The sequence below is a fragment of the Lysinibacillus sp. FSL K6-0057 genome, assembly GCF_038630885.1.
GTDB classification, from domain to species: Bacteria; Bacillota; Bacilli; order Bacillales_A; family Planococcaceae; genus Lysinibacillus; species Lysinibacillus fusiformis_F.
This window is the reverse complement of record NZ_CP152047.1, coordinates 4,511,603-4,534,767: the sequence shown is the minus strand read 5'-3', so window position 1 is coordinate 4,534,767 and position 23,165 is coordinate 4,511,603. Positions and strand designations below refer to the sequence as shown.

The 23,165-nt window shown below is 39.5% G+C and carries 19 protein-coding genes, 1 tRNA gene and 2 rRNA genes; 18 read left to right on the top strand and 4 right to left on the bottom strand.

From position 1 onward, the window contains the following. The first annotated feature begins 139 nt into the window (after positions 1-139). Together MHB40_RS22625 and rrf are read left to right on the top strand one after the other, a co-directional pair. Positions 140-3,067 (top strand): 23S ribosomal RNA (locus MHB40_RS22625). Positions 3,068-3,178: 111 nt separating this feature from the next. Then, a 5S ribosomal RNA gene (rrf, locus tag MHB40_RS22620) occupies positions 3,179-3,294 on the top strand. Between the two features lie 376 nt (positions 3,295-3,670). Here rrf and MHB40_RS22615 read toward each other — a convergent pair. Together MHB40_RS22615 and MHB40_RS22610 are read right to left on the bottom strand one after the other, a co-directional pair. Next, complete coding sequence (locus tag MHB40_RS22615; RefSeq protein ID WP_342440652.1) at positions 3,671-4,894, bottom strand: IS110 family transposase; 1,224 nt, start codon at positions 4,892-4,894, stop codon at positions 3,671-3,673. 347 nt (positions 4,895-5,241) lie between these two features. Beyond that, entirely contained in the window at positions 5,242-6,306 is a 1,065-nt protein-coding gene (locus tag MHB40_RS22610) for a Xaa-Pro peptidase family protein (protein WP_342441798.1), read from the bottom strand. A gap of 212 nt (positions 6,307-6,518) precedes the next feature. Here MHB40_RS22610 and MHB40_RS22605 point away from each other — a divergent pair. From MHB40_RS22605 to tsaD, 6 genes are all read left to right on the top strand, one after another. Continuing rightward, positions 6,519-6,594 (top strand) — tRNA-Asp (locus MHB40_RS22605). Between the two features lie 465 nt (positions 6,595-7,059). Beyond that, the gene (locus MHB40_RS22600; RefSeq protein WP_342441797.1) at positions 7,060-7,398 is read left to right on the top strand and encodes a hypothetical protein; all 339 of its coding nucleotides are present in this window, start codon (positions 7,060-7,062) and stop codon (positions 7,396-7,398) included. Between the two features lie 186 nt (positions 7,399-7,584). Beyond that, complete coding sequence (gene tsaE, locus MHB40_RS22595) at positions 7,585-8,034, top strand: tRNA (adenosine(37)-N6)-threonylcarbamoyltransferase complex ATPase subunit type 1 TsaE (RefSeq protein WP_205445864.1); 450 nt, start codon at positions 7,585-7,587, stop codon at positions 8,032-8,034. Further along, positions 8,031-8,738, top strand: coding sequence for a tRNA (adenosine(37)-N6)-threonylcarbamoyltransferase complex dimerization subunit type 1 TsaB (gene tsaB, locus MHB40_RS22590; protein ID WP_342441796.1), 708 nt, complete (start codon positions 8,031-8,033; stop codon positions 8,736-8,738). Before tsaE ends, tsaB begins: the two co-directional genes overlap by 4 nt. Further along, entirely contained in the window at positions 8,731-9,183 is a 453-nt protein-coding gene (gene rimI / locus MHB40_RS22585; protein WP_342441795.1) for a ribosomal protein S18-alanine N-acetyltransferase, read from the top strand. Before tsaB ends, rimI begins: the two co-directional genes overlap by 8 nt. Further along, on the top strand, positions 9,183-10,199 hold the full coding sequence (gene tsaD, locus MHB40_RS22580) for a tRNA (adenosine(37)-N6)-threonylcarbamoyltransferase complex transferase subunit TsaD (protein ID WP_342441794.1): 1,017 nt from the start codon (positions 9,183-9,185) through the stop codon (positions 10,197-10,199). Before rimI ends, tsaD begins: the two co-directional genes overlap by 1 nt. Before the next feature lie 432 nt (positions 10,200-10,631). On the opposite strand, the gene MHB40_RS22575 is transcribed toward tsaD, so the two are convergent. Beyond that, positions 10,632-12,575: an ATP-binding cassette domain-containing protein gene (locus tag MHB40_RS22575; RefSeq protein ID WP_342441793.1), complete on the bottom strand. Its 1,944-nt coding sequence runs from the start codon at positions 12,573-12,575 to the stop codon at positions 10,632-10,634. Between the two features lie 253 nt (positions 12,576-12,828). Here MHB40_RS22575 and MHB40_RS22570 point away from each other — a divergent pair, with 253 nt between their 5' ends. The 3 genes from MHB40_RS22570 (at position 12,829) to tatC (ending at position 14,657) form a co-directional block, all read left to right on the top strand. Then, a complete protein-coding gene (locus MHB40_RS22570) occupies positions 12,829-13,464 on the top strand; it encodes a redox-sensing transcriptional repressor Rex (RefSeq protein WP_004224350.1) in 636 nt (211 codons plus the stop codon). A gap of 165 nt (positions 13,465-13,629) precedes the next feature. After that, positions 13,630-13,815: a twin-arginine translocase TatA/TatE family subunit gene (locus MHB40_RS22565; RefSeq protein ID WP_008176991.1), complete on the top strand. Its 186-nt coding sequence runs from the start codon at positions 13,630-13,632 to the stop codon at positions 13,813-13,815. A 17-nt stretch (positions 13,816-13,832) separates the two neighbouring features. Beyond that, the gene (tatC, locus tag MHB40_RS22560; RefSeq protein WP_342441792.1) at positions 13,833-14,657 is read left to right on the top strand and encodes a twin-arginine translocase subunit TatC; all 825 of its coding nucleotides are present in this window, start codon (positions 13,833-13,835) and stop codon (positions 14,655-14,657) included. 78 nt (positions 14,658-14,735) lie between these two features. On the opposite strand, the gene MHB40_RS22555 is transcribed toward tatC, so the two are convergent. After that, positions 14,736-15,500, bottom strand: a complete 765-nt coding sequence (locus MHB40_RS22555; protein WP_205445853.1) for a type II CAAX endopeptidase family protein — start codon at positions 15,498-15,500, stop codon at positions 14,736-14,738. Positions 15,501-15,671: 171 nt separating this feature from the next. Here MHB40_RS22555 and groES point away from each other — a divergent pair, with 171 nt between their 5' ends. From groES to MHB40_RS22520, 7 genes are all read left to right on the top strand, one after another. Further along, complete coding sequence (gene groES / locus MHB40_RS22550; RefSeq protein WP_004224358.1) at positions 15,672-15,956, top strand: co-chaperone GroES; 285 nt, start codon at positions 15,672-15,674, stop codon at positions 15,954-15,956. Positions 15,957-16,085: 129 nt separating this feature from the next. Next, positions 16,086-17,717, top strand: a complete 1,632-nt coding sequence (gene groL, locus MHB40_RS22545) for a chaperonin GroEL (protein ID WP_205445851.1) — start codon at positions 16,086-16,088, stop codon at positions 17,715-17,717. 580 nt (positions 17,718-18,297) lie between these two features. Further along, positions 18,298-19,377: an iron ABC transporter permease gene (locus MHB40_RS22540; protein ID WP_342441723.1), complete on the top strand. Its 1,080-nt coding sequence runs from the start codon at positions 18,298-18,300 to the stop codon at positions 19,375-19,377. Between the two features lie 4 nt (positions 19,378-19,381). Next, positions 19,382-20,143, top strand: coding sequence for an ABC transporter ATP-binding protein (locus MHB40_RS22535; protein WP_036075994.1), 762 nt, complete (start codon positions 19,382-19,384; stop codon positions 20,141-20,143). A gap of 10 nt (positions 20,144-20,153) precedes the next feature. Further along, positions 20,154-21,167: an ABC transporter substrate-binding protein gene (locus MHB40_RS22530; RefSeq protein ID WP_342441722.1), complete on the top strand. Its 1,014-nt coding sequence runs from the start codon at positions 20,154-20,156 to the stop codon at positions 21,165-21,167. A 532-nt stretch (positions 21,168-21,699) separates the two neighbouring features. After that, a complete protein-coding gene (locus MHB40_RS22525; RefSeq protein WP_342533491.1) occupies positions 21,700-22,206 on the top strand; it encodes a helix-turn-helix domain-containing protein in 507 nt (168 codons plus the stop codon). Continuing rightward, positions 22,203-23,045, top strand: a complete 843-nt coding sequence (locus MHB40_RS22520) for an IS3 family transposase (RefSeq protein ID WP_342533490.1) — start codon at positions 22,203-22,205, stop codon at positions 23,043-23,045. Before MHB40_RS22525 ends, MHB40_RS22520 begins: the two co-directional genes overlap by 4 nt. Positions 23,046-23,165: the final 120 nt, after the last annotated feature.

Sequence of the window (23,165 nt, the reverse complement as noted above, 5' to 3'; positions counted from 1 at the left end):
TACGTTTTGCGTTCAGTTTTGAAGGTTCATTCTTCTGAATGAAATGCTTCAAAACTTGTTCTTTGAAAACTGGATAAAACGACATTGAAATTGTAACAAACACATTTATTTTTTAAGTTTTTTATAGGCTTAATAACTTGGTTAAGTTATTAAGGGCGCACGGCGAATGCCTTGGCACTAGGAGCCGAAGAAGGACGGCACTAACACCGATATGCTTCGGGGAGCTGTAAGTGAGCTTTGATCCGGAGATTTCCGAATGGGGGAACCCACTACGTTTAATCGCGTAGTATCTTGACGTGAATACATAGCGTCTTGAAGGCAGACCCAGGGAACTGAAACATCTAAGTACCTGGAGGAAGAGAAAGAAAAATCGATTCCCTGAGTAGCGGCGAGCGAAACGGGAAGAGCCCAAACCAAGAGGCTTGCCTCTTGGGGTTGTAGGACACTCAATACGGAGTTACAAAAGAGCGAGTTAGATGAAGCGACTTGGAAAGGTCCGCCAGAGCAGGTAAAAGCCCTGTAGTCGAAAGTTCGTTCTCTCCTGAGTGGATCCTGAGTACGGCGGAACACGTGAAATTCCGTCGGAATCCGGGAGGACCATCTCCCAAGGCTAAATACTACCTAGTGACCGATAGTGAACCAGTACCGTGAGGGAAAGGTGAAAAGCACCCCGGAAGGGGAGTGAAAGAGATCCTGAAACCGTGTGCCTACAAGTAGTTAGAGCCCGTTAATGGGTGATAGCGTGCCTTTTGTAGAATGAACCGGCGAGTTACGATTACGTGCGAGGTTAAGCTTTAGAAGGCGGAGCCGCAGCGAAAGCGAGTCTGAATAGGGCGAAATAGTACGTGGTCGTAGACCCGAAACCAGGTGATCTACCCATGTCCAGGGTGAAGGTGAGGTAACACTTACTGGAGGCCCGAACCCACGCACGTTGAAAAGTGCGGGGATGAGGTGTGGGTAGCGGAGAAATTCCAATCGAACTTGGAGATAGCTGGTTCTCTCCGAAATAGCTTTAGGGCTAGCCTCGTGATGAGAATACTGGAGGTAGAGCACTGTTTGGACTAGGGGGCCATCCCGGTTTACCGAATTCAGACAAACTCCGAATGCCAGATATTTATACACGGGAGTCAGACTGCGAGTGATAAGATCCGTAGTCAAAAGGGAAACAGCCCAGACCACCAGCTAAGGTCCCAAAGTAATCGTTAAGTGGAAAAGGATGTGGCGTTGCACAGACAACCAGGATGTTGGCTTAGAAGCAGCCATCATTTAAAGAGTGCGTAATAGCTCACTGGTCGAGTGACGCTGCGCCGAAAATGTATCGGGGCTAAACGATTCACCGAAGCTGTGGATTGACATCTACGATGTCAGTGGTAGGAGAGCGTTCTAAGTGCGTTGAAGTCAGACCGGAAGGACTGGTGGAGCGCTTAGAAGTGAGAATGCCGGTATGAGTAGCGAAAGACGGGTGAGAATCCCGTCCACCGTATGACTAAGGTTTCCTGAGGAAGGCTCGTCCGCTCAGGGTTAGTCGGGACCTAAGCCGAGGCCGATAGGCGTAGGCGATGGACAACAGGTTGATATTCCTGTACCACCTCCTCACCGTTTGAGAAATGGGGGGACGCAGTAGGATAGGGTAAGCGCGCTGTTGGATATGCGCGTCCAAGCAGTAAGGCGTGTGTGTAGGCAAATCCGCACACTGTAACGTTGAGCTGTGATGGCGAGTCCGTATGGACGAAGTTCCTGATTTCACACTGCCAAGAAAAGCCTCTATCGAGGTGAGAGGTGCCCGTACCGCAAACCGACACAGGTAGTCGAGGAGAGAATCCTAAGGTGTGCGAGAGAACTCTCGTTAAGGAACTCGGCAAAATGACCCCGTAACTTCGGGAGAAGGGGTGCTCTTGAGCGTGCAAGCGCATGAGAGCCGCAGTGAATAGGCCCAGGCGACTGTTTAGCAAAAACACAGGTCTCTGCAAAACCGTAAGGTGACGTATAGGGGCTGACGCCTGCCCGGTGCTGGAAGGTTAAGAGGAGTGGTTAGCGCAAGCGAAGCTGCGAATTGAAGCCCCAGTAAACGGCGGCCGTAACTATAACGGTCCTAAGGTAGCGAAATTCCTTGTCGGGTAAGTTCCGACCCGCACGAAAGGCGTAACGATCTGGGCACTGTCTCAACGAGAGACTCGGTGAAATTATAGTACCTGTGAAGATGCAGGTTACCCGCGACAGGACGGAAAGACCCCGTGGAGCTTTACTGTAGCCTGATATTGAATTTTGGTACAACTTGTACAGGATAGGTAGGAGCCAGAGATCTCGGAGCGCCAGCTTCGAAGGAGGCGTCGGTGGGATACTACCCTGGTTGTATTGAAATTCTAACCCATGCCCCTTAGCGGGGCAGGAGACAGTGTCAGGCGGACAGTTTGACTGGGGCGGTCGCCTCCTAAAAGGTAACGGAGGCGCCCAAAGGTTCCCTCAGAATGGTTGGAAATCATTCGTAGAGTGTAAAGGCACAAGGGAGCTTGACTGCGAGACCTACAAGTCGAGCAGGGTCGAAAGACGGGCTTAGTGATCCGGTGGTTCCGCATGGAAGGGCCATCGCTCAACGGATAAAAGCTACCCCGGGGATAACAGGCTTATCTCCCCCAAGAGTCCACATCGACGGGGAGGTTTGGCACCTCGATGTCGGCTCATCGCATCCTGGGGCTGTAGTCGGTCCCAAGGGTTGGGCTGTTCGCCCATTAAAGCGGTACGCGAGCTGGGTTCAGAACGTCGTGAGACAGTTCGGTCCCTATCCGTCGTGGGCGTAGGAAATTTGAGAGGAGCTGTCCTTAGTACGAGAGGACCGGGATGGACACACCGCTGGTGTACCAGTTGTCTTGCCAAAGGCATCGCTGGGTAGCTATGTGTGGACGGGATAAGTGCTGAAAGCATCTAAGCATGAAGCCCCCCTCAAGATGAGATTTCCCATTACGCAAGTAAGTAAGATCCCTCAAAGACGATGAGGTAGATAGGTTCGAGGTGGAAGTGTGGTGACACATGGAGCTGACGAATACTAATCGATCGAGGACTTAACCAAAATGTTTGAACCATTCAATGCACGTTTATCCAGTTTTGAAAGAATAATTCTTTCAACAAAAAGAGAACTTCAAGACACAGTAATACGCCGTGTATTGGAGGTCGAACATAGTCTAGTGATGATGGCAAAGAGGTCACACCCGTTCCCATACCGAACACGGAAGTTAAGCTCTTTAGCGCCGATGGTAGTTGGGGGCTTCCCCCTGTGAGAGTAGGACGTCGCTAGGCAAATGAAACAGTCAGTTGCATACTGGCTGTTTTTTCTTTTATAAAAAGAGGTTGGGACAGAACTAAGTAGGACCTTCTTAAAGCCAAATAGTCTCTAAGTTAGCAAAACATGATAACTAGAAAAACCGAACTATTCCGAAACACTTCGTGAGCGTTTCAGTGGATAGTTCGGTTTTTTTGTTGGCTGAAACACTTTTTTCCCAGCCTCTTTCTTACGATTAGTCAACTTTATTTAATGAATAATTTATATTTTTATGAGTGTGAAGTGGTGAGGGATATCCCTCATCACTTCACACTCATTTTTAGATACGCCAAAAAGACCTGACGATTTTTATTTTTTTCGAAAGGTCATTATGATATAGTTCTATGTAGGTGATTACGATTTCTGAGCTGGTAGTGCGGACTCATAATCGTAAAGAATGCCACGCGTCAGTAACTGAAATGTCACTTTCAGAAACTTATTGATGCAGGCGATGATCGCAACCTTATGAGGCTTCCTCTGAGGTTGCTTTTTTAATTTGTAGTAATAGTCCACAAAATGATTCGGTTTTCCTTTAGCCATAAGCATTGCGCACACCATAAAATATAAAATCTTTCGTAAATGTTTGTTTCCTCGTTTATTAATTCTGTCTCGATATTGCATATTCCCAGACTGGTACCGCATAATATCAATGCCTGCGTAAGCGTTCAGTTGTTTCGCATTTTGAAAGCGGTGGATGTCACCAATCTCTCCAATTAATCGGCACGCCGTTGAATCGCCAATTCCAGGAATCGATCGAAATACTAGATATTCTTTTCGTCCTTCCGACAATTCCACCATCTGTTTCACAAGCGTATCTTTCTTCTCTTGTAAATCCGCAATGCGAGCTGCGTAATCTCGTGCTTGATCACAACGAATATCTGTTGGTTTAATCGCGGGGTAACTATTTTCAGCTGCTTCTAATAATGTAATAGCTTTAGCCTCCGCACGCATTAGCGAGAGGTTTTTTCGCGTATTGGCCTTTAAACGATTTTTAATCATCGTTTTTGAATGGGCTTGTAAAAGTGCGGGGTGTGGATAGAGTTGTACAATATTTAAAAATAGTGCTGAACTCGGTGTAATCAGCTTTTCTAATTCTGGAAAACTCAGCTGTAAAATGGCATGCATTCTACTTTTGAGTAAAATGATTTCTTCATCAATTTCATCGTAGTAACGAGTCAGTGCACGCATCTGTTCATAATAATCGTCTTGTATGTACGTTATTTCGCGTTCCATTTTAAAATGAGTCTTCGCAAGTTCATGGGCATCACTAATATCGGTTTTATGACGACGCATCGTTGCCATCTGTAAATTCGCTTCAAGTGGATTCATGCGGCAGTATGCGTAGCCGTAATCTTTGAAAAATGCTTCGATAGGTTTTGAATAGGTACCTGTTGCTTCAAATACGATAGCTGGTGCTTGTCCATCTTGTTTTGACATCTCTACTATTCGTTCGTGTAATCGCTCAAAATCACCGCGTGTATGAAGTAGCACACCTTCGAATTCACATTGGCGGTGACCATCATAAATCGCAACAGTACTTTTTCCTTTACTGACATCTAACGCAATGACATGTTTCATCTCATTCTTCTCCTTTTGACCAATCATAGAAGCCTTCACAGTACCTTATCGATTCCACTTTCTTATACACGATCTCTTGGACCCAACATACTAAACTGATTCATATAAGGGCATGAAGTTAGCCGGTTTAATATACGGACTCACAAATGGTCCCAGAGGCTGGTCGGCTTTTCTTCACTTCTACTATAAAAAAATAGTAGCACAAACCATGGCCTTGGTTTGTACTACTAATGTTAGTATGTTTAAAAAAATCGTTTATCTAACTAGCTTTATTCAAAATAGGTGAGCTATCCTTCTGCTTTAGTAGCTTCAATGACATTCATATATATAAACCATCACTTAAAAGGCTATAAAATAATGAGTTCCTTAGGAGAGTGGGTGATTACTTCCACACCTTCTTTTGTAATGATAACATCATCTTCGATACGGACACCACCTACATTTGGTATATAAATACCCGGTTCTACTGTTAGTACCATATTTTCTTCTAAAATATCTTTACATACGGTAGACATAAATATATTTTCATGTATATCTAAACCTATACCATGTCCCGCACCGTGTCCGTAATTTTGTCCATAGCCTTTTGCGGTGATATAGTCTCGTGTATAACTATCTGCCTCTTGTCCAGTAATACCAGCCTTCATATTAGAAAGGGCATGTTGTAAGGAATCATGGACTATTTGATAGACTTCTTTTAATTGCTCTAATGGTTTTCCAACAGCAATCGTTCTTGTCATATCTGAACGATAACCTTGATAATAAGCACCAAAATCCATTGTCAACATATCACCTTGCTCCACTATTTTAGAGGATGCTACGCCATGTGGAAGTGCTGAACGATGGCCAGAAGCAATAATCATATCGAAGGCTGCGCCTGTTGCACCATTTTTCCGCATATGAGACTCTAATTCATGGGCAATCTCCAGTTCAGAAATACCTGGTTTGATGAATGTCAAAATATGATTAAATGCCTCATCGGATATCCATGCGGCTTTCTTAATTATTTCAATTTCTTCTGGTGTTTTAATCATTCGTAAATCTTCTACAATAGTAGACAATGGCTTTAATGTAGCTGTCAATTTACTCTTCATTAATTGATAACTGTGATAAGTAACATGATGTTGCTCAAAACCAACTGTTTGAATGGATTCCTGTTCGAAAATCTCCTGAATGGTTTCATATAAACGGTTGCGATCAATCTCTAGTACTTCAAAAGTGGTACATTGACTTGTTGCTTGCTGTGTATAGCGGAAGTCTACTAATAAAAGTGCGCGAGTCTTCGTTATGATAACTGTTCCTGCACTACCTGTAAAACCTGTTAGATAGCGACGATTTTGAGCATTGGTAATAATCATTGCATCGGTAGTATGTGCCTGTAGTGCCTCTTGTAATTGTGTTAGTTTTGACATGTTATTTTTCCCCCTTTAGAGTTAAATATACTGCAAAATTTGCATCATGTTTAGAGTATATATGAAAATAGACGTTGTTTGTGTGGATAATTCATTGCAGGGTAAATCCTATCCCTTGATAAAACCGTGTGGGCAAATATATTAAGAGAAAATATGAAAATAAATGTTGCATATCTATTTTTTTTATGATATATTTATAAATGTCTTAAAGAGGTCCCGTGGTGTAGCGGTTAACATGCCTGCCTGTCACGCAGGAGATCGCCGGTTCGATCCCGGTCGGGACCGCCATTTAAATTGATATTACAGTCCTTATGATTTTACATCATAAGGGCTTTTTTGTTTGATCGGATATTTATCCAATTCATCATGTAGAAGCTTATTAGCAAAATTGAGTAGAAATTACATGACAAGTGACTAACTCCTAAAGGATCAACATCTCCTAGTAGAAACAAAGGGGCTAAAAGTATAACATTCTGTATCGTCTCTAAGACCAACCTCCCTTTATTTTTTCACAAATAACATCTATTTCCCTAAAAACATATCAACCGTATCTAGAAAACAGCTAAATCCTTGTGAAATAATCGATAATATTGCCATGAACCTACCAAATTTCATCTATTTAACATTATCTAAAAATAGTAAAAATTACCGATAAATGATAGCGTTTCTATAAGGTAAAATTAGATGTGTTTCTAATAGAAAGATTATGGGTAAAAATGTAGAAGTAATCGGATTGGCTACGGAGGTGTTAATATGAGCAAAGATTATTCTTTTAAAAGTCTTTATTTACCTTTGCTTATTGGTTCCATGATAATGATGGTAGGCTGTGGAGATCCTATTATAGAGATTGAAGAATCAAATGCGTATCACTGGCAAAAAAATATGAACGAAGTAGAATTCGAGAAATTAAAAAATGATATGTCATATATTGAAGTAGTCGAAGCAGTAGGAGGCGCAGGAAAAAAGATTAAAAATAATGAATATCGTTGGAATGATGAGATCTTGATGACACAGGCCTATATAGTGAAGTTTAAGGATGATAAACTGATTGGCAAAGAAATCATAGCAGTAAAAGGTCATTCCAACAGATAAATAGTTGACACGTCTTCGTAAAAGAAGGCGTGTTTTTGTTTTCATTCTAATTAGCTAGCTATGTCATAGAATTGGGCTTCTGAACGACTACAATCTAAGTAAGACATAAATGATATTGGATGCTTTGAACATTTTCGCTAGTTTAGGTAAACTAGAGATAATGTAGTGATGAGAGGAAAAATGAGAATGTATGAAATAATCATGAATTCAGTTGATGATACAGAACGTTTTGCCATGGCACTTGCCAATTTACTAGAAGCTCAAGATACGATTACATTAGAAGGAGATTTGGGTGCAGGCAAAACAACATTTACGAAGGCCTTAGCAAAGGGCCTTGGTGTGAAAAGAACAGTCAACAGTCCAACATTTACGATTGTTAAACAATATGAAGGACGATTACCCTTCAATCATCTAGATGTTTATCGTCTGGCTGAAAGTGACGAGGACCTAGGTTGGGATGAATTATTTTATGGAGATGCGGTATCAGTGGTAGAGTGGGCGCATTTAATTGAACAGGATTTGCCACAGCATCGATTAGCAATAGAGATTTACCGAATCGGAGACAATGAACGACGCTTTGTGTTAATACCTAGTGGGGAACGCTATGAGGCACTATGTGAGGAGCTAATGAAATGATTTGGTTAGGAATAGAAACAGCGAATACACCACTTTCCATTGCCATTGTGAGGGATGGAAAAGTGGTAGCCGAGATGGTACAAAATATAAAATTAACGCATTCTGCAGGAGCGATGCCAGCTATTGAAGAGATACTAGCAAGAGTAGGCTTACAGGCAAGTGACTTGGATGCGATTGCAGTGTCTGAAGGGCCGGGTTCGTATACAGGTGTCCGTATAGGTGTAACATTAGCGAAAACCCTAGCATGGACATTACAGATACCTTTAGTTGGTGTCGCTAGTTTAAAGGCATTAGCTGCAAATGCCGCCCTTTATAATGGATTAATCTGTCCAATTTTTGATGCAAGAAGAGGCAATGTCTATACGGCTGTTTATCAAGGAGTGACATTAGAGACTCTTGTGGAGGATCATCATGCACATATCGCTGATTTATTAGAGCGTTTAAAGGCACTAGATGCACCTATTTTATTTATAGGAACAGATGTTGATATATTTTGGGATAACATTGTGGAGGTGCTTGGTGATAACGCAGTACGTGCACCGTTTAGTTTTGACTTGCCACGTGCAACGGAAGTTATTCGTGTAGCGACTAAAGTGGAGTTACCGAGTGTTGAAGCTACTCATCACTTTGTCCCACAATATAAACGAATTGCAGAGGCTGAGGCTAATTGGCTGAAAGAACAGAAGGAGAAGGAACATGAGTAGGAATGTAACTTATCGTAAAATGGTTTCTGATGATGTACCAGCAGTTTATGAAATTGAAGTAGCTTCATTTCCTATACCCTGGACGCTGGATTCCTTTTACTATGAAGTGCATGAAAATCAGTATGCTCATTATGTGTTGGCTGTGGATGCAAATGGCAGTATTATTGGTTTTTGTGGGATGTGGATGGTAATAGATGCAGCCCAAATTACGAATGTAGCTGTTATGGAGGCAGCACGTGGTCGAGGTATCGGCGAGGGATTAATGCGTGAGGCGATGCAAATAGCTCGTTTACATGGAATGGAGGTTATGACATTGGAGGTACGTGTAACGAACACCGTTGCACAAAATCTTTATCGCAAGCTTCAATTCCAAGATGGTGGCATACGGAAAGGCTATTATACTGATAACGGGGAGGATGCCCTTGTCATGTGGGTGAATTTATAATGAATAATGGAATGATATTAGCAATAGAATCGAGCTGTGATGAAACAGCTGCAGCGATTATTCGAAATGGTCATGAAATTGTGTCGAATGTTGTTGCTTCTCAAATAGAGAGTCATAAGCGTTTTGGTGGCGTTGTCCCTGAAATTGCATCACGTCATCATGTAGAACAAATTACGATGGTAATTGAAGAAGCATTAGCTCAAGCAAACTTAAAGCCAGCAGATTTAGATGCTGTAGCTGTTACAGAGGGTCCAGGTCTTGTGGGAGCATTGTTGATTGGCATTAATGCGGCGAAGGCTTTTGCATTTGCGAACAACTTACCAATTGTTGGCGTACATCATATTGCAGGACATATTTATGCCAATGCGCTTGTTCAGCCAATGGAGTTCCCCCTATTAGCACTTGTAGTATCAGGTGGTCATACAGAGCTTGTGTATATGAAGGAACATGGCTCTTTTGAGGTCATTGGTGAAACACGAGATGATGCAGCTGGTGAAGCTTATGACAAAGTGGCGCGTGTTTTAAACTTACCTTATCCTGGTGGACCACACATTGATCGGCTTGCTCATGAGGAAGGTGAGGCTGTACCTTTTCCGAGAGTATGGTTGGAAGAGGATTCATATGATTTTAGCTTTAGTGGTTTAAAATCAGCCGTCATCAATTATAAACATAATATGGATCAACGAGGTGAAGCTATTTCACCAGCGGCTGTTGCCAAGGGCTTTCAGGAAAGTGTTGTCGAAGTGCTGACAGCTAAAACATTGCGTGCAGCTCGCGAGTATCAGGTGAAACAGGTTATTGCAGCTGGTGGTGTAGCAGCGAATAAAGGTTTGCGAACTTCTTTGGAGACCGTATTTGCAGAGGAAGGTATCCCGTTTTTTGTCCCACCCCTTAAATTGTGTACTGATAATGCGGCAATGATTGGCGCAGCAGCGATGCCGATGTTTGAGGCTGGCATTCGAGGAAACTTAATGATGAATGGACGCCCAGGAATGGAGTTAAAATCCTGGATATAGTTTAGGAAAGAGATATCTATATTTTTAGATATCTCTTTTTAATTGTCGAATAATTGTTGATAAATAAGAACTGTGGTAAGAGAATGTAAGTATCAAACAACGTAATTGACAAATTTTTCAGAAAATTATCCACAGGTAAAGGAGCGAACTAAATAGCGAACACGCGTACTTATGCACAAAATGTTGATAACTTGTGCATAACTTGTGATTATTCAATATGTAGTAGCGTGTTTTATACGATACAATGTGGATAAAATAATTTTTAATTGTGGACAGTGTGGAAAACTCTGTTGATATGTTGGTATTACTAGATTTATAGTGTGAATAAAACTGTGGGCATTTTTTGTCGAAAAATAGCACTTGACCAATATATATGAAAAATGAAGACAAGTAAAGAAAAAGCCATGTGACCCGTCACATGGCTTACATCAATTACATATTAATACTTTCAAGTTCTTCATTTAACTCAAGCCATTCTAATTCTAATAGCTCATGCTGTTCTTTAGCAGTTGCTAATTCGTCTTGGAGATTTGAAATTTTTTCATGGTCTGTGAAAATGGCAGAGTCGCACAGAGCTTCCTCTAAGCTTGCAACAATAGCTGTCGTTTCTTGCATCTTGCTTTCTAAATCTTCGATCATACGTCTAATTTGACGTTCACGTTTTTTTGCTTCTTTATCAATTTTAGATGTAGACGCTTTATCAGGTTGCTCATGCTGTACTTGTGTTTGGGAGGTAGCATTCATTTGTGCTAGCTCCAATAGTTCCTGCTTTTTCTCTACATAATAATCATAGTCACCTAAATATTCAAATGACCCGGTTCCAGATAACTCCACCACTTTCGTGGCGATACGATTAATGAAGTAGCGGTCATGTGAGACAAATAGAAGCGTACCAGGGTAATCAATCAAAGCATTTTCTAAAACCTCTTTGCTATCTAAGTCTAAATGGTTAGTAGGCTCATCGAGAATTAAAAAATTAGCCTTTTGCATCATTAATTTTGCAAGTGCAAGGCGTGCTTTCTCACCGCCCGATAAAGAGGATACTGCTTTATCCACATCTTCACCACTAAAAAGAAAACGTCCCAATACGGTGCGAATATCTTTTTCGTTCATAAGTGGCCATTCATCCCATAACTCTTTCAAGACACTCTTATTGCTTGATAGCTTTGCTTGCTCTTGATCATAATAGCCGATTTGTACATTCGTCCCATAACGAATACCACCTGCAAGAGGGGATAAATCTTTCACAATCGTTTTTAATAATGTCGATTTACCAACTCCGTTTGGTCCAACAAGGGCTATACGATCCTCGCGAAAAGAGCGAAGGTTAATCCCACTAGAAATGGTACGATCATTATAACCAATTGTTAAATCATCGACGGATAAAACATCATTTCCACTTTGACGTTCAATCGTGAAACCAAAACTAGCGGATTTCTCATCACCATCTGGCGATTCCATCCACTCTGTTCGTTCAAGCATTTTGCGTCGACTTTGTGCCATTTTTGTTGTAGAGGCACGTGCAATATTTTTTTGGATAAAATCCTCTAGCTTGGCCTTTTCATCTTGCTGACGCTCATAGAGCTTGACATCACGCTCATAATTTTTAGCTTTTTCATCTAAATAAGCACTATAATTACCTGGATATTTTGTGACACGATGACGGGATACTTCGTAGACAATAGAAACAACTTGATCTAAGAAGTAGCGGTCATGGGAAACAATTAAAATAGCGCCTTCATAGCTCTTTAAATAGGATTCCAACCAAGATAGTGTTTCGATATCTAAATGGTTAGTAGGCTCATCCAGAATTAAAAGGTCTGGTTTACTAAGTAAGAGCTTAGCAAGTGCTAAACGTGTGCGCTGACCACCAGATAAGGAACTGATGGGTTTGGCATAGTCTTCGGAATAAAATTGCATACCATGAAGGACTGACCGTATGTCTGATTCATATTGATAGCCACCTGCATCTTTAAACGTATGCTGTAATTGATCGTATTCCGACATAACTTTCGCATACATAGTAGGATTTTCATAAACAGTAGGATCAGCCATTTGTTGTTCAAGTGAGCGTAGCAGCTGTTCTTGGGCTAGAAGAGATTCGAAAATAGTCATCATTTCATTCCAAATTGTTAGCGTAGAGTTTAATCCTGCATGTTGCTCTAAATAGCCTATTTGAATATCCTTTGGGATAATGATATCACCTGAATCATAGGACATTTGACCAGCAATTATTTTTAATAAAGTAGATTTACCTGCACCGTTTCGTCCTACTAAGGCAACGCGGTCACGGTGTTGAACTTCTAATTTAACACCACTTAAAATTTCATCTGCAAGAAAGGATTTAGTTAGTTGATTGACCTGTAAAACAATCATTCTTGACACCTCAATTCTACCTTAGTGTAATGGATGAACGATTTGCATGCAATGTCCGTGCTTTACTTATTCCTAGCAGTCATGTAAGATTGAAACGATTTCTTTTTAGTTAGCTGCGTAAAAGGCGCCATTAACTAAAGAGAAATACAGCAGGGGATTGCAAAAATGTTGTATATTGTTAAGGATGAATGTATTAAAATTAGTAGTTATAGACAGTAAAATTGATGGAGGTACATCATAAGGAGGAAAAAGTTTGAAACAAGAATTAAAAATTCCGCAAGCCACTACAAAAAGACTTCCTCTTTACTATCGATTTATTCAAAACTTTGCACAAGAAGGTATGGAACGTATTTCGTCGAAGGAATTGAGTGAAGCGATGAAAATAGATTCTGCAACTATTCGCCGTGATTTTTCTTATTTTGGTGCACTTGGAAAAAAAGGATATGGCTACGATGTGCAGCATCTATTACAATTTTTTAGCCAGACGCTTGATCAACATGAAACGACAAAAGTAGCGTTAATTGGTGTGGGGAATTTAGGCAGTGCATTATTAAAATATAATTTTCAAAAAAACCATAATACACATATTGTGGTAGCATTCGATTCAAAAGCACCGAAGGATGGCAAAATGATTAGCAACATCCCGGTTTTTCATCCAGATTTATTGGAAGAAAAATATGCAGAATACGGTGCGGAGCTTGCTATTTTAACCGTTTCACCACGCTCCGCTCAAAAAATGGCGGACCGCTTAGCGGCCATGAATGCAAAGGGAATTTTAAACTTTACGCCAGAGCGTTTAACGGTACCTGATAGAATGCAGCTCCTAACCATTGATTTATCGGTAGAGTTGCAAGCGCTTATTTATTTAATACGTAATCAGGAAGAGTGAAAACAATACATATTTTCCAGTGTAATTCACCGTTTCTGTCAAATAGATAATTTAAATAAAATGCGGTCAAATCAGTGAGAGTGACGAAAAACTTTCACATATAATTAGTTAGCAAAATGGCGAAATATGCGTTAAAATGATGGATATAAAGAGGAGGTGGCTGTAATGGGTGGTATTGGTCCTATGAGCCTCATTATTATCGGAGTTGTCGCGTTACTAATTTTTGGTCCTAAAAAGTTACCAGAGCTAGGTAAGGCATTTGGTTCAACACTACGTGAATTCAAAAATGCTACTAAAGGTTTAGCCGACGAAGATGATGATGATAAGAAAAAGAAAGAACTAGATAAGTAAGTTAGGATGTTTGAGGAATGAACCCAAAAGATCTAACTGTTATTGAGCATATAGAAGAATTAAGAAAACGGCTGTTCATTGTTGCCGTTTTCTTTGTTCTAGCTATGGCCGGCGCATTTTTTGTCGCAAAGCCGCTTGTTAAATACCTTCAAATGACCGGAGCCGAATATAATATCGAGCTCCATGCATTTGACGTAGTCACACCACTTGCAATTTATATACAAGTTGTTTTTATAATTGCATTTATTCTATCATCACCAGTGTTGATGTATCAATTATGGTCGTTTATTAGCCCTGGATTAAGGGAAGTAGAGCGTAAAGCTACTCTAAGCTATATTCCGTATTCATTTTTATTGTTTCTTGCAGGGTTATCTTTTTCGTACTTTTTACTATTCCCGTATGTCATTAAATTCATGATGAATTTATCGAATGATTTGGAGATACAGCAAACCATTGGTATACATGAGTATTTTGCATTCTTGTTTAAGCTTACAATACCTTTTGGTTTCCTTTTCCAATTGCCAATTGTTGTTTTATTCTTTTCACGAATTGGCATATTAAGTCCGGATTTACTCATTCGAATTCGTAAATATTCGTACTTTGGTTTATTTGTATGTGCAGCGATTATTGCACCGCCTGAGTTAGCTTCGCATTTAATGGTTTCAGTGCCACTGTTTATTTTGTATGAAATTAGTATCATGATTTCACGAATTGGCTATAAGAAATATCTTAAATCAGAAGAAATTCGATTAAAAGAAGAACAAGAAGCGGAGCAAAAGCGTCAAATTGAAGAGGCGCTTGAGCAGCAACGACGACAAATAGAAGAATTGAATCAACAGTAATAGATAAAGCTCGGTGCCCCTAAATGGGACACCGAGCTTTTGTGTTATTTTTGCAACTTACAATAGCTTTACAAAAATTTATTGCATTTTTTCTAGTTCTTGAAGAAACTTTTGCAATGGTTCCGCATAGAATTGTACAAGTGTCACAAAACCATTAAGCATGACGTGTGCAATAATAGACGTCCAAATGCGCTTTGTTTTGTGATATAAAAAGGCGAAAATTAAACCACAAATGGTATAAAGCAAGATATGTGAGAAGTCGAAGTGGATAATCGCAAAGAATATGGCGCTAACAATAGCTGCCACCCAGAAATTTGTTGTTTGGACAAGCGAGCCAAATATCACTCTGCGGAAGACGAATTCTTCTAAAATTGGCCCGAATACAACAATTGCTAATATGGCAATGGGAGCGCCTTTAGCTATCGCGACTATATCAGCAGTATTTTGTGAGCCTCCTTCAATACCGAAAACAGCCATCTCAATAGCCGCACCAATCATTTGTCCAAAGAACACTAGGAAGAAGCCGATGATTCCCCACACAATTGTAAGAGGGATTGTTTCTTTTTTTCCTTGATAAATGTTCCAAAAGGCTTTATCTCGAGATGTGAGGATTAGGCTTAAAATGAGCGCTATAGCAAAACTTAAGGCAATATACCAACCTTGAGTAATGGGAGCCGCTTGTTCAGAAGCTAAACCAGTTATCTTCATCATGAGCTTATGGAACGGTAAGAGCAACCATCTGCTCGAGATTTGCATCAAGATATAGATCAGCAAAACATACAGGGCTGTTTTTTTATGTTTCGTTACTTTTTGAGAATTAGTCACAGTCAAAATCCTTTCCATTCATATGCTTCCTTTCTATTGTAGAGGAATATGGAAAGAAAACAAAATTTTTCGAAGTTCTGACTTGCAAAAAAAAGAGTGATTGATTATCATAATAATTGTGTTAGCACTCATTGATATAGAGTGCTAATAAATATCAACAATTATTTAATTATTAGGAGGTTGTTTCACTTGTTAAGACCACTAGGAGATCGTATTGTAATTGAACTAATCGAGGTAGAAGAAAAATCTGCATTCGGTATTGTACTACCTGACTCTGCAAAAGAAAAACCACAAGAAGGTAAAGTAGTAGCAGTTGGGACAGGTCGTGTATTAGAGAACGGGCAACGTGTAGAGCTTGACGTTAAAGTTGACGACCGCATTATTTTCTCTAAATACGCTGGCACAGAAGTTAAATTTGAAGGTAATGAATACCTAATTTTACGCGAAAGCGATATTCTTGCAATTATTGAATAAGAACATTAAACGCACCTTATGTAAGGTGGATGCTTATTGTTTGCTTAACAAATGTGACAATAAGATGAAATTGATATAAATATATTGAAGAAGCTTAACGAATATTCCATTTCAGGAGGGTAAATTCTCATGGCAAAAGATATTAAATTCTCAGAAGACGCTCGTTCATTAATGTTACAAGGTGTAGATAAATTAGCAAATACAGTAAAAGTAACATTAGGACCAAAAGGACGTAATGTTGTTTTAGAAAAAAAATTCGGTTCACCACTTATTACAAATGATGGTGTGACAATTGCAAAAGAAATCGAACTAGAAAACCCATACGAAAACATGGGAGCAAAATTAGTAGCGGAAGTTGCTTCTAAGACAAACGAAATCGCTGGTGACGGTACAACTACAGCAACAGTTTTAGCACAAGCAATTATTCGTGAAGGCTTGAAAAACGTTACAGCTGGCGCAAATCCTGTAGGTATCCGCAAAGGTATTGATAAAGCAGTTGCTGCAGCACTTACGGAATTACACGCTATTTCTCGCCCAGTAAGCAATAAAGAAGAAATTGCACAAGTTGCTGCTATTTCTGCTGCTGATGATGAAGTTGGACAACTGATCGCTGAAGCAATGGAACGTGTTGGTAACGATGGTGTTATTACAATCGAAGAATCAAAAGGCTTCACAACAGAGCTAGATGTGGTAGAAGGTATGCAGTTTGATCGTGGCTATGCTTCTCATTACATGGTAACTGACACAGATAAAATGGAAGCGGTTCTTGATAACCCATACATTTTAATTACTGATAAAAAAATTACAAACATTCAAGAAGTATTACCATTATTAGAACAAGTGGTACAACAAGGTCGTCCACTTCTAATGATTGCTGAAGATGTAGAAGGTGAAGCACTTGCAACACTTGTTGTGAACAAGCTTCGTGGTACTTTCAATGCTGTAGCTGTAAAAGCACCAGGCTTCGGTGATCGTCGTAAAGCAATGCTTGAAGATATTGCTATCCTGACAGGTGGACAAGTGATTACAGAAGAATTAGGCTTAGACCTAAAATCAGCTGATATTTCTGCACTTGGTCGTGCCGCAAAAGTTGTTGTAACAAAAGACAACACAACAATCGTTGAAGGTGTAGGCGGAGCAGACGCAATCGAATCACGCATTGGTCAAATCCGTGCACAACTTGCTGAAACTACTTCAGAATTCGATAAAGAAAAATTACAAGAACGCCTTGCAAAATTAGCAGGTGGTGTAGCAGTTATCAAAGTTGGTGCTGCAACAGAAACAGAGCTTAAAGAGCGTAAACTTCGTATTGAGGATGCTTTAAACTCAACTCGTGCGGCTGTTGAAGAAGGTATTGTATCAGGTGGTGGTACGGCTCTTCTAAACGTCTATGCAGCAGTGGAGAAAGCAGCTGATTCAGTAGAAGGCGACGTAGCTACAGGTGTGAAAATTGTTCTACGTGCTTTAGAAGAACCAGTTCGTCAAATTGCTAATAACGCTGGTCTTGAAGGCTCAATTATCGTAGATCGCCTAAAACGTGAAGAAATTGGCATTGGTTTCAATGCGGCAACTGGCGAATGGGTAAACATGATGGAAGCAGGCGTAGTAGACCCAGCAAAAGTAACTCGCTCAGCTCTACAAAACGCAGCATCAGTTGCAGCGCTATTCTTAACAACAGAAGCGGTTGTAGCAGATATCCCTGAAGCAGCACCAGCTATGCCAGATATGGGTGGCATGGGCGGTATGCCAGGAATGATGTAAGATTTAGCTTAAACTAAAAACACAATCTTTTAAGTAAACATGACCACTTTCCATCATTTTATGGGAAGTGGTTTTGTTGTTGAAAAAAATCATGTCACGAGTAGAAAAAGACCTTTTGACAAGGCAAGGGGGTTGATTTCCGTTCCACCAGCGTCCTTTCTAGGAGGTGTCCGGTGAGCCGCTTTACTCACGAAAGGTCTCATCTGTGACGCTGGCTTCTCAAATTGTTTCATTTCATTTCCTTAAGCAATCTCATCACAGATTGCTGTACTTATGGTTGCTCCACCTTTGTCTAATAAAAATGCCGCGTTTTTTCATTTTACATCTCCTATTTTTAGAAATTCCTAAATTTTCTCTTCTATATAATAATTGGGATTTATAACTAGCTGTTTTTATTTCCAAGGGAAAAATAATTTTAGTCAACTAAAGCGCCATTACTGGATTATTCATCTATTAAATGTATGAATAATCTATAATTAAAAATTTTCCTGTTGTTTTTCAATGGATTATCACTTACAATACAAAATGAAAATGATAATCGTTATCATTAACTAATAGTTTAATAGATAGAGGTGAAATCTTGGATAAACAGGAAGCTAACAGAATAGGAATGGGCAATATTTATTATGTTATTATCTTGCTTTTAATAGCCTCCATTTTAATATCTGCCGTTTTTTCTGTATCAATAGGACAAGTCAGCATTCCTTTCAAGCAATCGATGGATATTTTGCTACATACTATATCCAATGGGAAGCTTGGCACGCTTGATAGTGTGGAAAGTGAATCTTACTTGAATATTATTTTACAGGTCAGAATGCCGCGTGTGGTTTTTGCCTTATTGATTGGTATCGGACTTGCATTATGTGGAGCTGTCATGCAGGCAGTTGTACAAAACCCGCTTGCTGATCCATACATACTGGGTATTTCTTCAGGTGCGTCATTAGGTGCAACTTTTGCTATCCTAGTTGGTTTTGGGAGCAGTGCATTATTAGCACAATTTGGGGTAGCCTTTGGTGCATTTGCTGGGGCAATGCTTACCTCAATGGCAGTGCTTATCCTATCCAGCATTGGCGGCAAAGCAACTTCAGTAAAACTTGTTTTATCAGGGGTTGTCATCGGTGCATTATGTAGTTCATTCTCAAGCCTTATTATCTTCTTTGCCAATAATGCTGAGGGCATTAAAACTGTTACGTTCTGGTCTATGGGGAGTTTAGCCTCAGCTAGCTGGGACAAAACACCGATTTTAACAATTGTAATTGTACTTGGAGCTGCATTATTCCTTTTCCAACATCGCGTGCTAAATACAATGCTACTTGGGGATGAATCAGCTATCACATTAGGGATCAATTTAAGTGCTTATCGTAAATTGTATATGATTCTTACCTCACTAATTACAGGAACGATGGTCGCTTATGCAGGTATGATCGGTTTTGTTGGTTTAATAATTCCACATATCACGAGAGGTATCTTCGGTGCAGACCATAAACGATTAATGTTAGGAACATTGCTCTTAGGAGGACTTTTCATGATTTGGGCAGATATTCTGTCTCGAACATTAATCCAAAATGTAGAATTACCGATTGGAATTATTACTTCTGTCATTGGGTCACCATTATTTATCTATATGATTGTAAAAAAAGGTTACAACTTCGGAGGGTAGAACAATGGAATTAGTAGCAAAGGAAATAGAAGTAAAAATCGGCAAAAAGGAAATCGTAAAAAACATATCCATTCATGTGAATAAGCAACAATTTGTGGGCTTAATCGGACCAAACGGATGCGGAAAGTCAACTTTGTTGAAAAGTATTTATAAAAGCCTCGTGCCACAAAAAGGGATGGTCTTCTTAGATGATTTAGATGTTTTAAAAAGTCCTGAAAAAAAGATTTCTCAGCACTTAGGTGTAGTTGGACAATTCAATGAAATGCACTTTGATTTAACGGTACAACAAATGGTGATGTTAGGCAGAACACCTCATAAAAAAATGCTAGAGTCAGATAACCAAAAGGATTTTGACATCGTAGAAGAGGCATTGACAAGAACGAACTTACAATCTTATAGAGGACGTAGTTTTCTTTCATTATCTGGTGGCGAAAAGCAAAGGGTTATTTTAGCTAGAACGATTGCTCAACAGCCTAAATTTATGATTTTGGATGAACCAACAAATCATTTAGATATTCGCTATCAAATTGAAATACTATCCTGCGTAAGAAGTTTAAACATCGGTGTTTTAGCGGCACTTCATGATCTAGAAATGGCAGCACATTACTGTGATTATCTTTATGCGGTAAAAGATGGTGAAATCTATGCACATGGCACACCGCAAGAAGTTTTAACACCAGAAACAATAGAAGCTTTATATCATATTAAATGTCAAACATTTACTAATCCAGTGACGAATGGATTAGGATTTGCATATGGACTGTAGGAGGAAAACCATGAAGAAAAAATTATTATTAGGAATTGGTTTAGCTGCTTTATTAACATTAACAGCTTGCGGTAACACATCAAAAGATACATCTGAGGCAACAACACAAACGAAAGAGCATTATCCACTGACAGTTGAGAACTTTTCAAAAGCTGAGGGTGGATCAACATGGGAAAAGAAAGATCAAGTATTTGATAAAGCACCTGAAAGAATTATGGCAAATACACGTCCAGCAGCTGAATTATTATTACATCTAGGATTAGGCGATAAAATCGTTGGTGTTGGGGCAAACTTTGGTGCAGTTGATAAATCTGTAGAAGAAGAATATGCTAAGCTAAATATTTTAAGTGATGAATATGTTGGGAAAGAGGTTACATTAGGGACTGATCCTGATTTAGTATTTGGTCGTGGTGGCTTATTTGATAATGCTGAATGGGGAGTAGGAACAGTAGACTCTCTTAATGAAATGGGTGTAAAAACATATGTTTTAGAATCATCTGTAACAGGTGGCACATATGATTCTATTTACAAAGATATCGAAAATATCGGAGAAATTTTTAATGTTCAAGACAAAGCAGACAGCTTTATTAAAGAATTAAAAGGCCGACAACAAGATATTTCTTCAAAATTAGAAAGTATTAAAGAAGAAAAAACATTTGCATATCTGCATACAAATGATCCAAAAGAGCTTTTTGTTTATCCAGCACACGATGAAACATTCTTTAATGATGCATTCAAAATGGTTAAATTAGATAATATTTTCAAAGATGAAACAGGCGATGTAAGTGTTGAAACATTGATTGCTGCAGATCCAGATGTATTGATTCTTCCTAACTGGGACGGTTCTGATTTGACAAAAATACGTGAAGAAATTTATGCGAACCCTAAACTTTCAAGCATGAAGGCTATTAAAAATAAACAAATGTATATTGTAGACTACAATTACATGTTCGGCTATGGCTATAACACAATTGATGGAATGGAAGCCCTAGCGAAAGAAATGTATCCAGACTTATTTAAATAATACAGATAACGCTGTCCTAGTGGGTCGAATAAACGACACGCTAGCGCAGCGTTTTCTATTAATAATGAAAGGAGGAGAAATTATTCGATTTCTCCTCCTTTCATAGTGTTGAAAAACAATCAATAGAATTTTTGTGAAAAGTGAAAATGAATTTCCGTTGAAGGCTACTTGCTTTCCTGTGAGCGAGCGCCGAATCGCTTCCTCCGCTACCGCTCCGTTTAGAGTTTTGCCTGTCTCGCTATCCCACGGGAGTCAAGTAGCCTTCCACTCCAACCCATTAACTTTTTAGCAAAGGCGTTCACTACTCATTTTTTGAGGGGGTAGTAACGAATCACTTCTCCACATTGAAAATAAAAATCCTATCTCCCTAGGAATACAGATATTGGGCTATTTGATTGCTATGTTAGTATGAAAAAAGTAAAGACATTTTGCAGAATGGTTGATTGGAGTGGAGACAGCGTCACTCCTAGGGGATTTAGTGAACTGCACCCAAAATATTGGACTTGAAAATTTAATATAGGGGGTGCAGTTAGTGATTTCTGATGAACAAAAGTTAGCCGCAGTTCTAGCCTACTTTGAAGAAAAAGAAAGTACGTATCAGATTGCCAATAGATTACAGAGGGATCGACAGTACATTCGATTATGGATTGAATTATATCGCTATCATGGCATTGAAGGAATTATTCGTCCTCAAGGGTTCACGAATTACGAAGATTCTTTTAAAATAAAAGTAATTCAACACCTGATAGAGACGGGCGATTCGCTCCTTCAGACTGCTGCGAAGTTTAATATTCCTTCTCGTGAAACCATTCGGAGATGGAAAAAACAGTGGATGTCAACGGCTGGAGAGGTGCTCTATCAAGTAGAAAAGGAGCACCAATCAATGCCAAAAAAACAACCACCTTCGTCCGATTTAAATGAAAAAACAACGGAAGAGTTAAAAGCGGAAATTGAGTATTTACGGATGGAAAATGCCTATTTAAAAAAGTTGAAAGCCTTAGTTCAAGAAAAGGAAGCCTTCAAACCAAAGAAAAAGTGAGAGCTGTGTATGAGCTAAGGCTGGAATTTCCACTTCAAGCTCTATTAAAAGTCGCGAAACTTAAGAAAAGTACGTATTATTATCATCTTCAAAAATGGGTAAAACCAGATAAATATCAGGCGATTAAAGAACGAATCCAGACACTTTTTCATCACCATAAGGGGCGTTATGGCTATCGTCGTATTTGTCTTGCCCTCCGAAATGAAGGGATTTTCATCAACCATAAAACGGTCCAACGATTGATGAAAGAATTGGGCTTAAAAGGGACAGTACGCCCTAAAAAATATCGTTCGTATAAAGGAACGGTGGGCTATGTCGCAGAGAATGTCTTCCAACGTGATTTTGAAGCCACTGTACCCAATCAGAAATGGGTAACCGATGTCACAGAGTTTAAAATAAACGGTCAAAAAATCTATGTATCCGCTGTATTAGATTTATTCAATCGAGAGATCGTTGGATATGAGGTATCAAAATCACCTAATTTTGAGTTAGTTCAACAGTCTTTTAAAAAGGCGTTTATGTATACAAAGTTATCGAAAAAGAGTGGCTTAATCATGCATTCTGATCAAGGATGGTTATATCAAATACCACGTTTTAAAGCGTTATTGGCAACGCACGAAATCAAGCAAAGTATGTCACGGAAAGGAAATTGTTTAGATAATGCCGTGATAGAAAGCTTTTTTGGTATTCTGAAATCAGAATTTCTGTACACGACTACGTTTAAAAACTATGTAGAATTTACAAAAGCATTAGCAGAGTATATTTACTATTACAATCATGGGCGGATTAAAAGAAAACTCAACGGAAAAAGTCCCGTTGAGTATCGAAAAGCTTCGTAAAAAAGTTTATATTTTTGGGGTCAGATCATAGCGTCACAGAGGAGACCCTGGAGCGAACGGAAGTGAGTGAAGCGGCTCATCGGACGCTGGCGGAACGGAAATCAACCCCTCACCTTACTA

Coding starts and splice junctions, on each gene's coding strand:
- rimI (WP_342441795.1), top strand. CDS start 8,731: ATGAGTAGGAATGTAACTTATCGTAAAATGGTTTCTGATGATGTACCA.
- tsaE (WP_205445864.1), top strand. CDS start 7,585: ATGTATGAAATAATCATGAATTCAGTTGATGATACAGAACGTTTTGCC.
- MHB40_RS22565 (WP_008176991.1), top strand. CDS start 13,630: ATGGGTGGTATTGGTCCTATGAGCCTCATTATTATCGGAGTTGTCGCG.
- MHB40_RS22600 (WP_342441797.1), top strand. CDS start 7,060: ATGAGCAAAGATTATTCTTTTAAAAGTCTTTATTTACCTTTGCTTATT.
- MHB40_RS22575 (WP_342441793.1), bottom strand. CDS start 12,575: ATGATTGTTTTACAGGTCAATCAACTAACTAAATCCTTTCTTGCAGAT.
- MHB40_RS22530 (WP_342441722.1), top strand. CDS start 20,154: ATGAAGAAAAAATTATTATTAGGAATTGGTTTAGCTGCTTTATTAACA.
- MHB40_RS22535 (WP_036075994.1), top strand. CDS start 19,382: ATGGAATTAGTAGCAAAGGAAATAGAAGTAAAAATCGGCAAAAAGGAA.
- MHB40_RS22610 (WP_342441798.1), bottom strand. CDS start 6,306: ATGTCAAAACTAACACAATTACAAGAGGCACTACAGGCACATACTACC.
- MHB40_RS22555 (WP_205445853.1), bottom strand. CDS start 15,500: ATGGAAAGGATTTTGACTGTGACTAATTCTCAAAAAGTAACGAAACAT.
- tsaB (WP_342441796.1), top strand. CDS start 8,031: ATGATTTGGTTAGGAATAGAAACAGCGAATACACCACTTTCCATTGCC.
- MHB40_RS22615 (WP_342440652.1), bottom strand. CDS start 4,894: ATGAAACATGTCATTGCGTTAGATGTCAGTAAAGGAAAAAGTACTGTT.
- tatC (WP_342441792.1), top strand. CDS start 13,833: ATGAACCCAAAAGATCTAACTGTTATTGAGCATATAGAAGAATTAAGA.
- groL (WP_205445851.1), top strand. CDS start 16,086: ATGGCAAAAGATATTAAATTCTCAGAAGACGCTCGTTCATTAATGTTA.
- tsaD (WP_342441794.1), top strand. CDS start 9,183: ATGAATAATGGAATGATATTAGCAATAGAATCGAGCTGTGATGAAACA.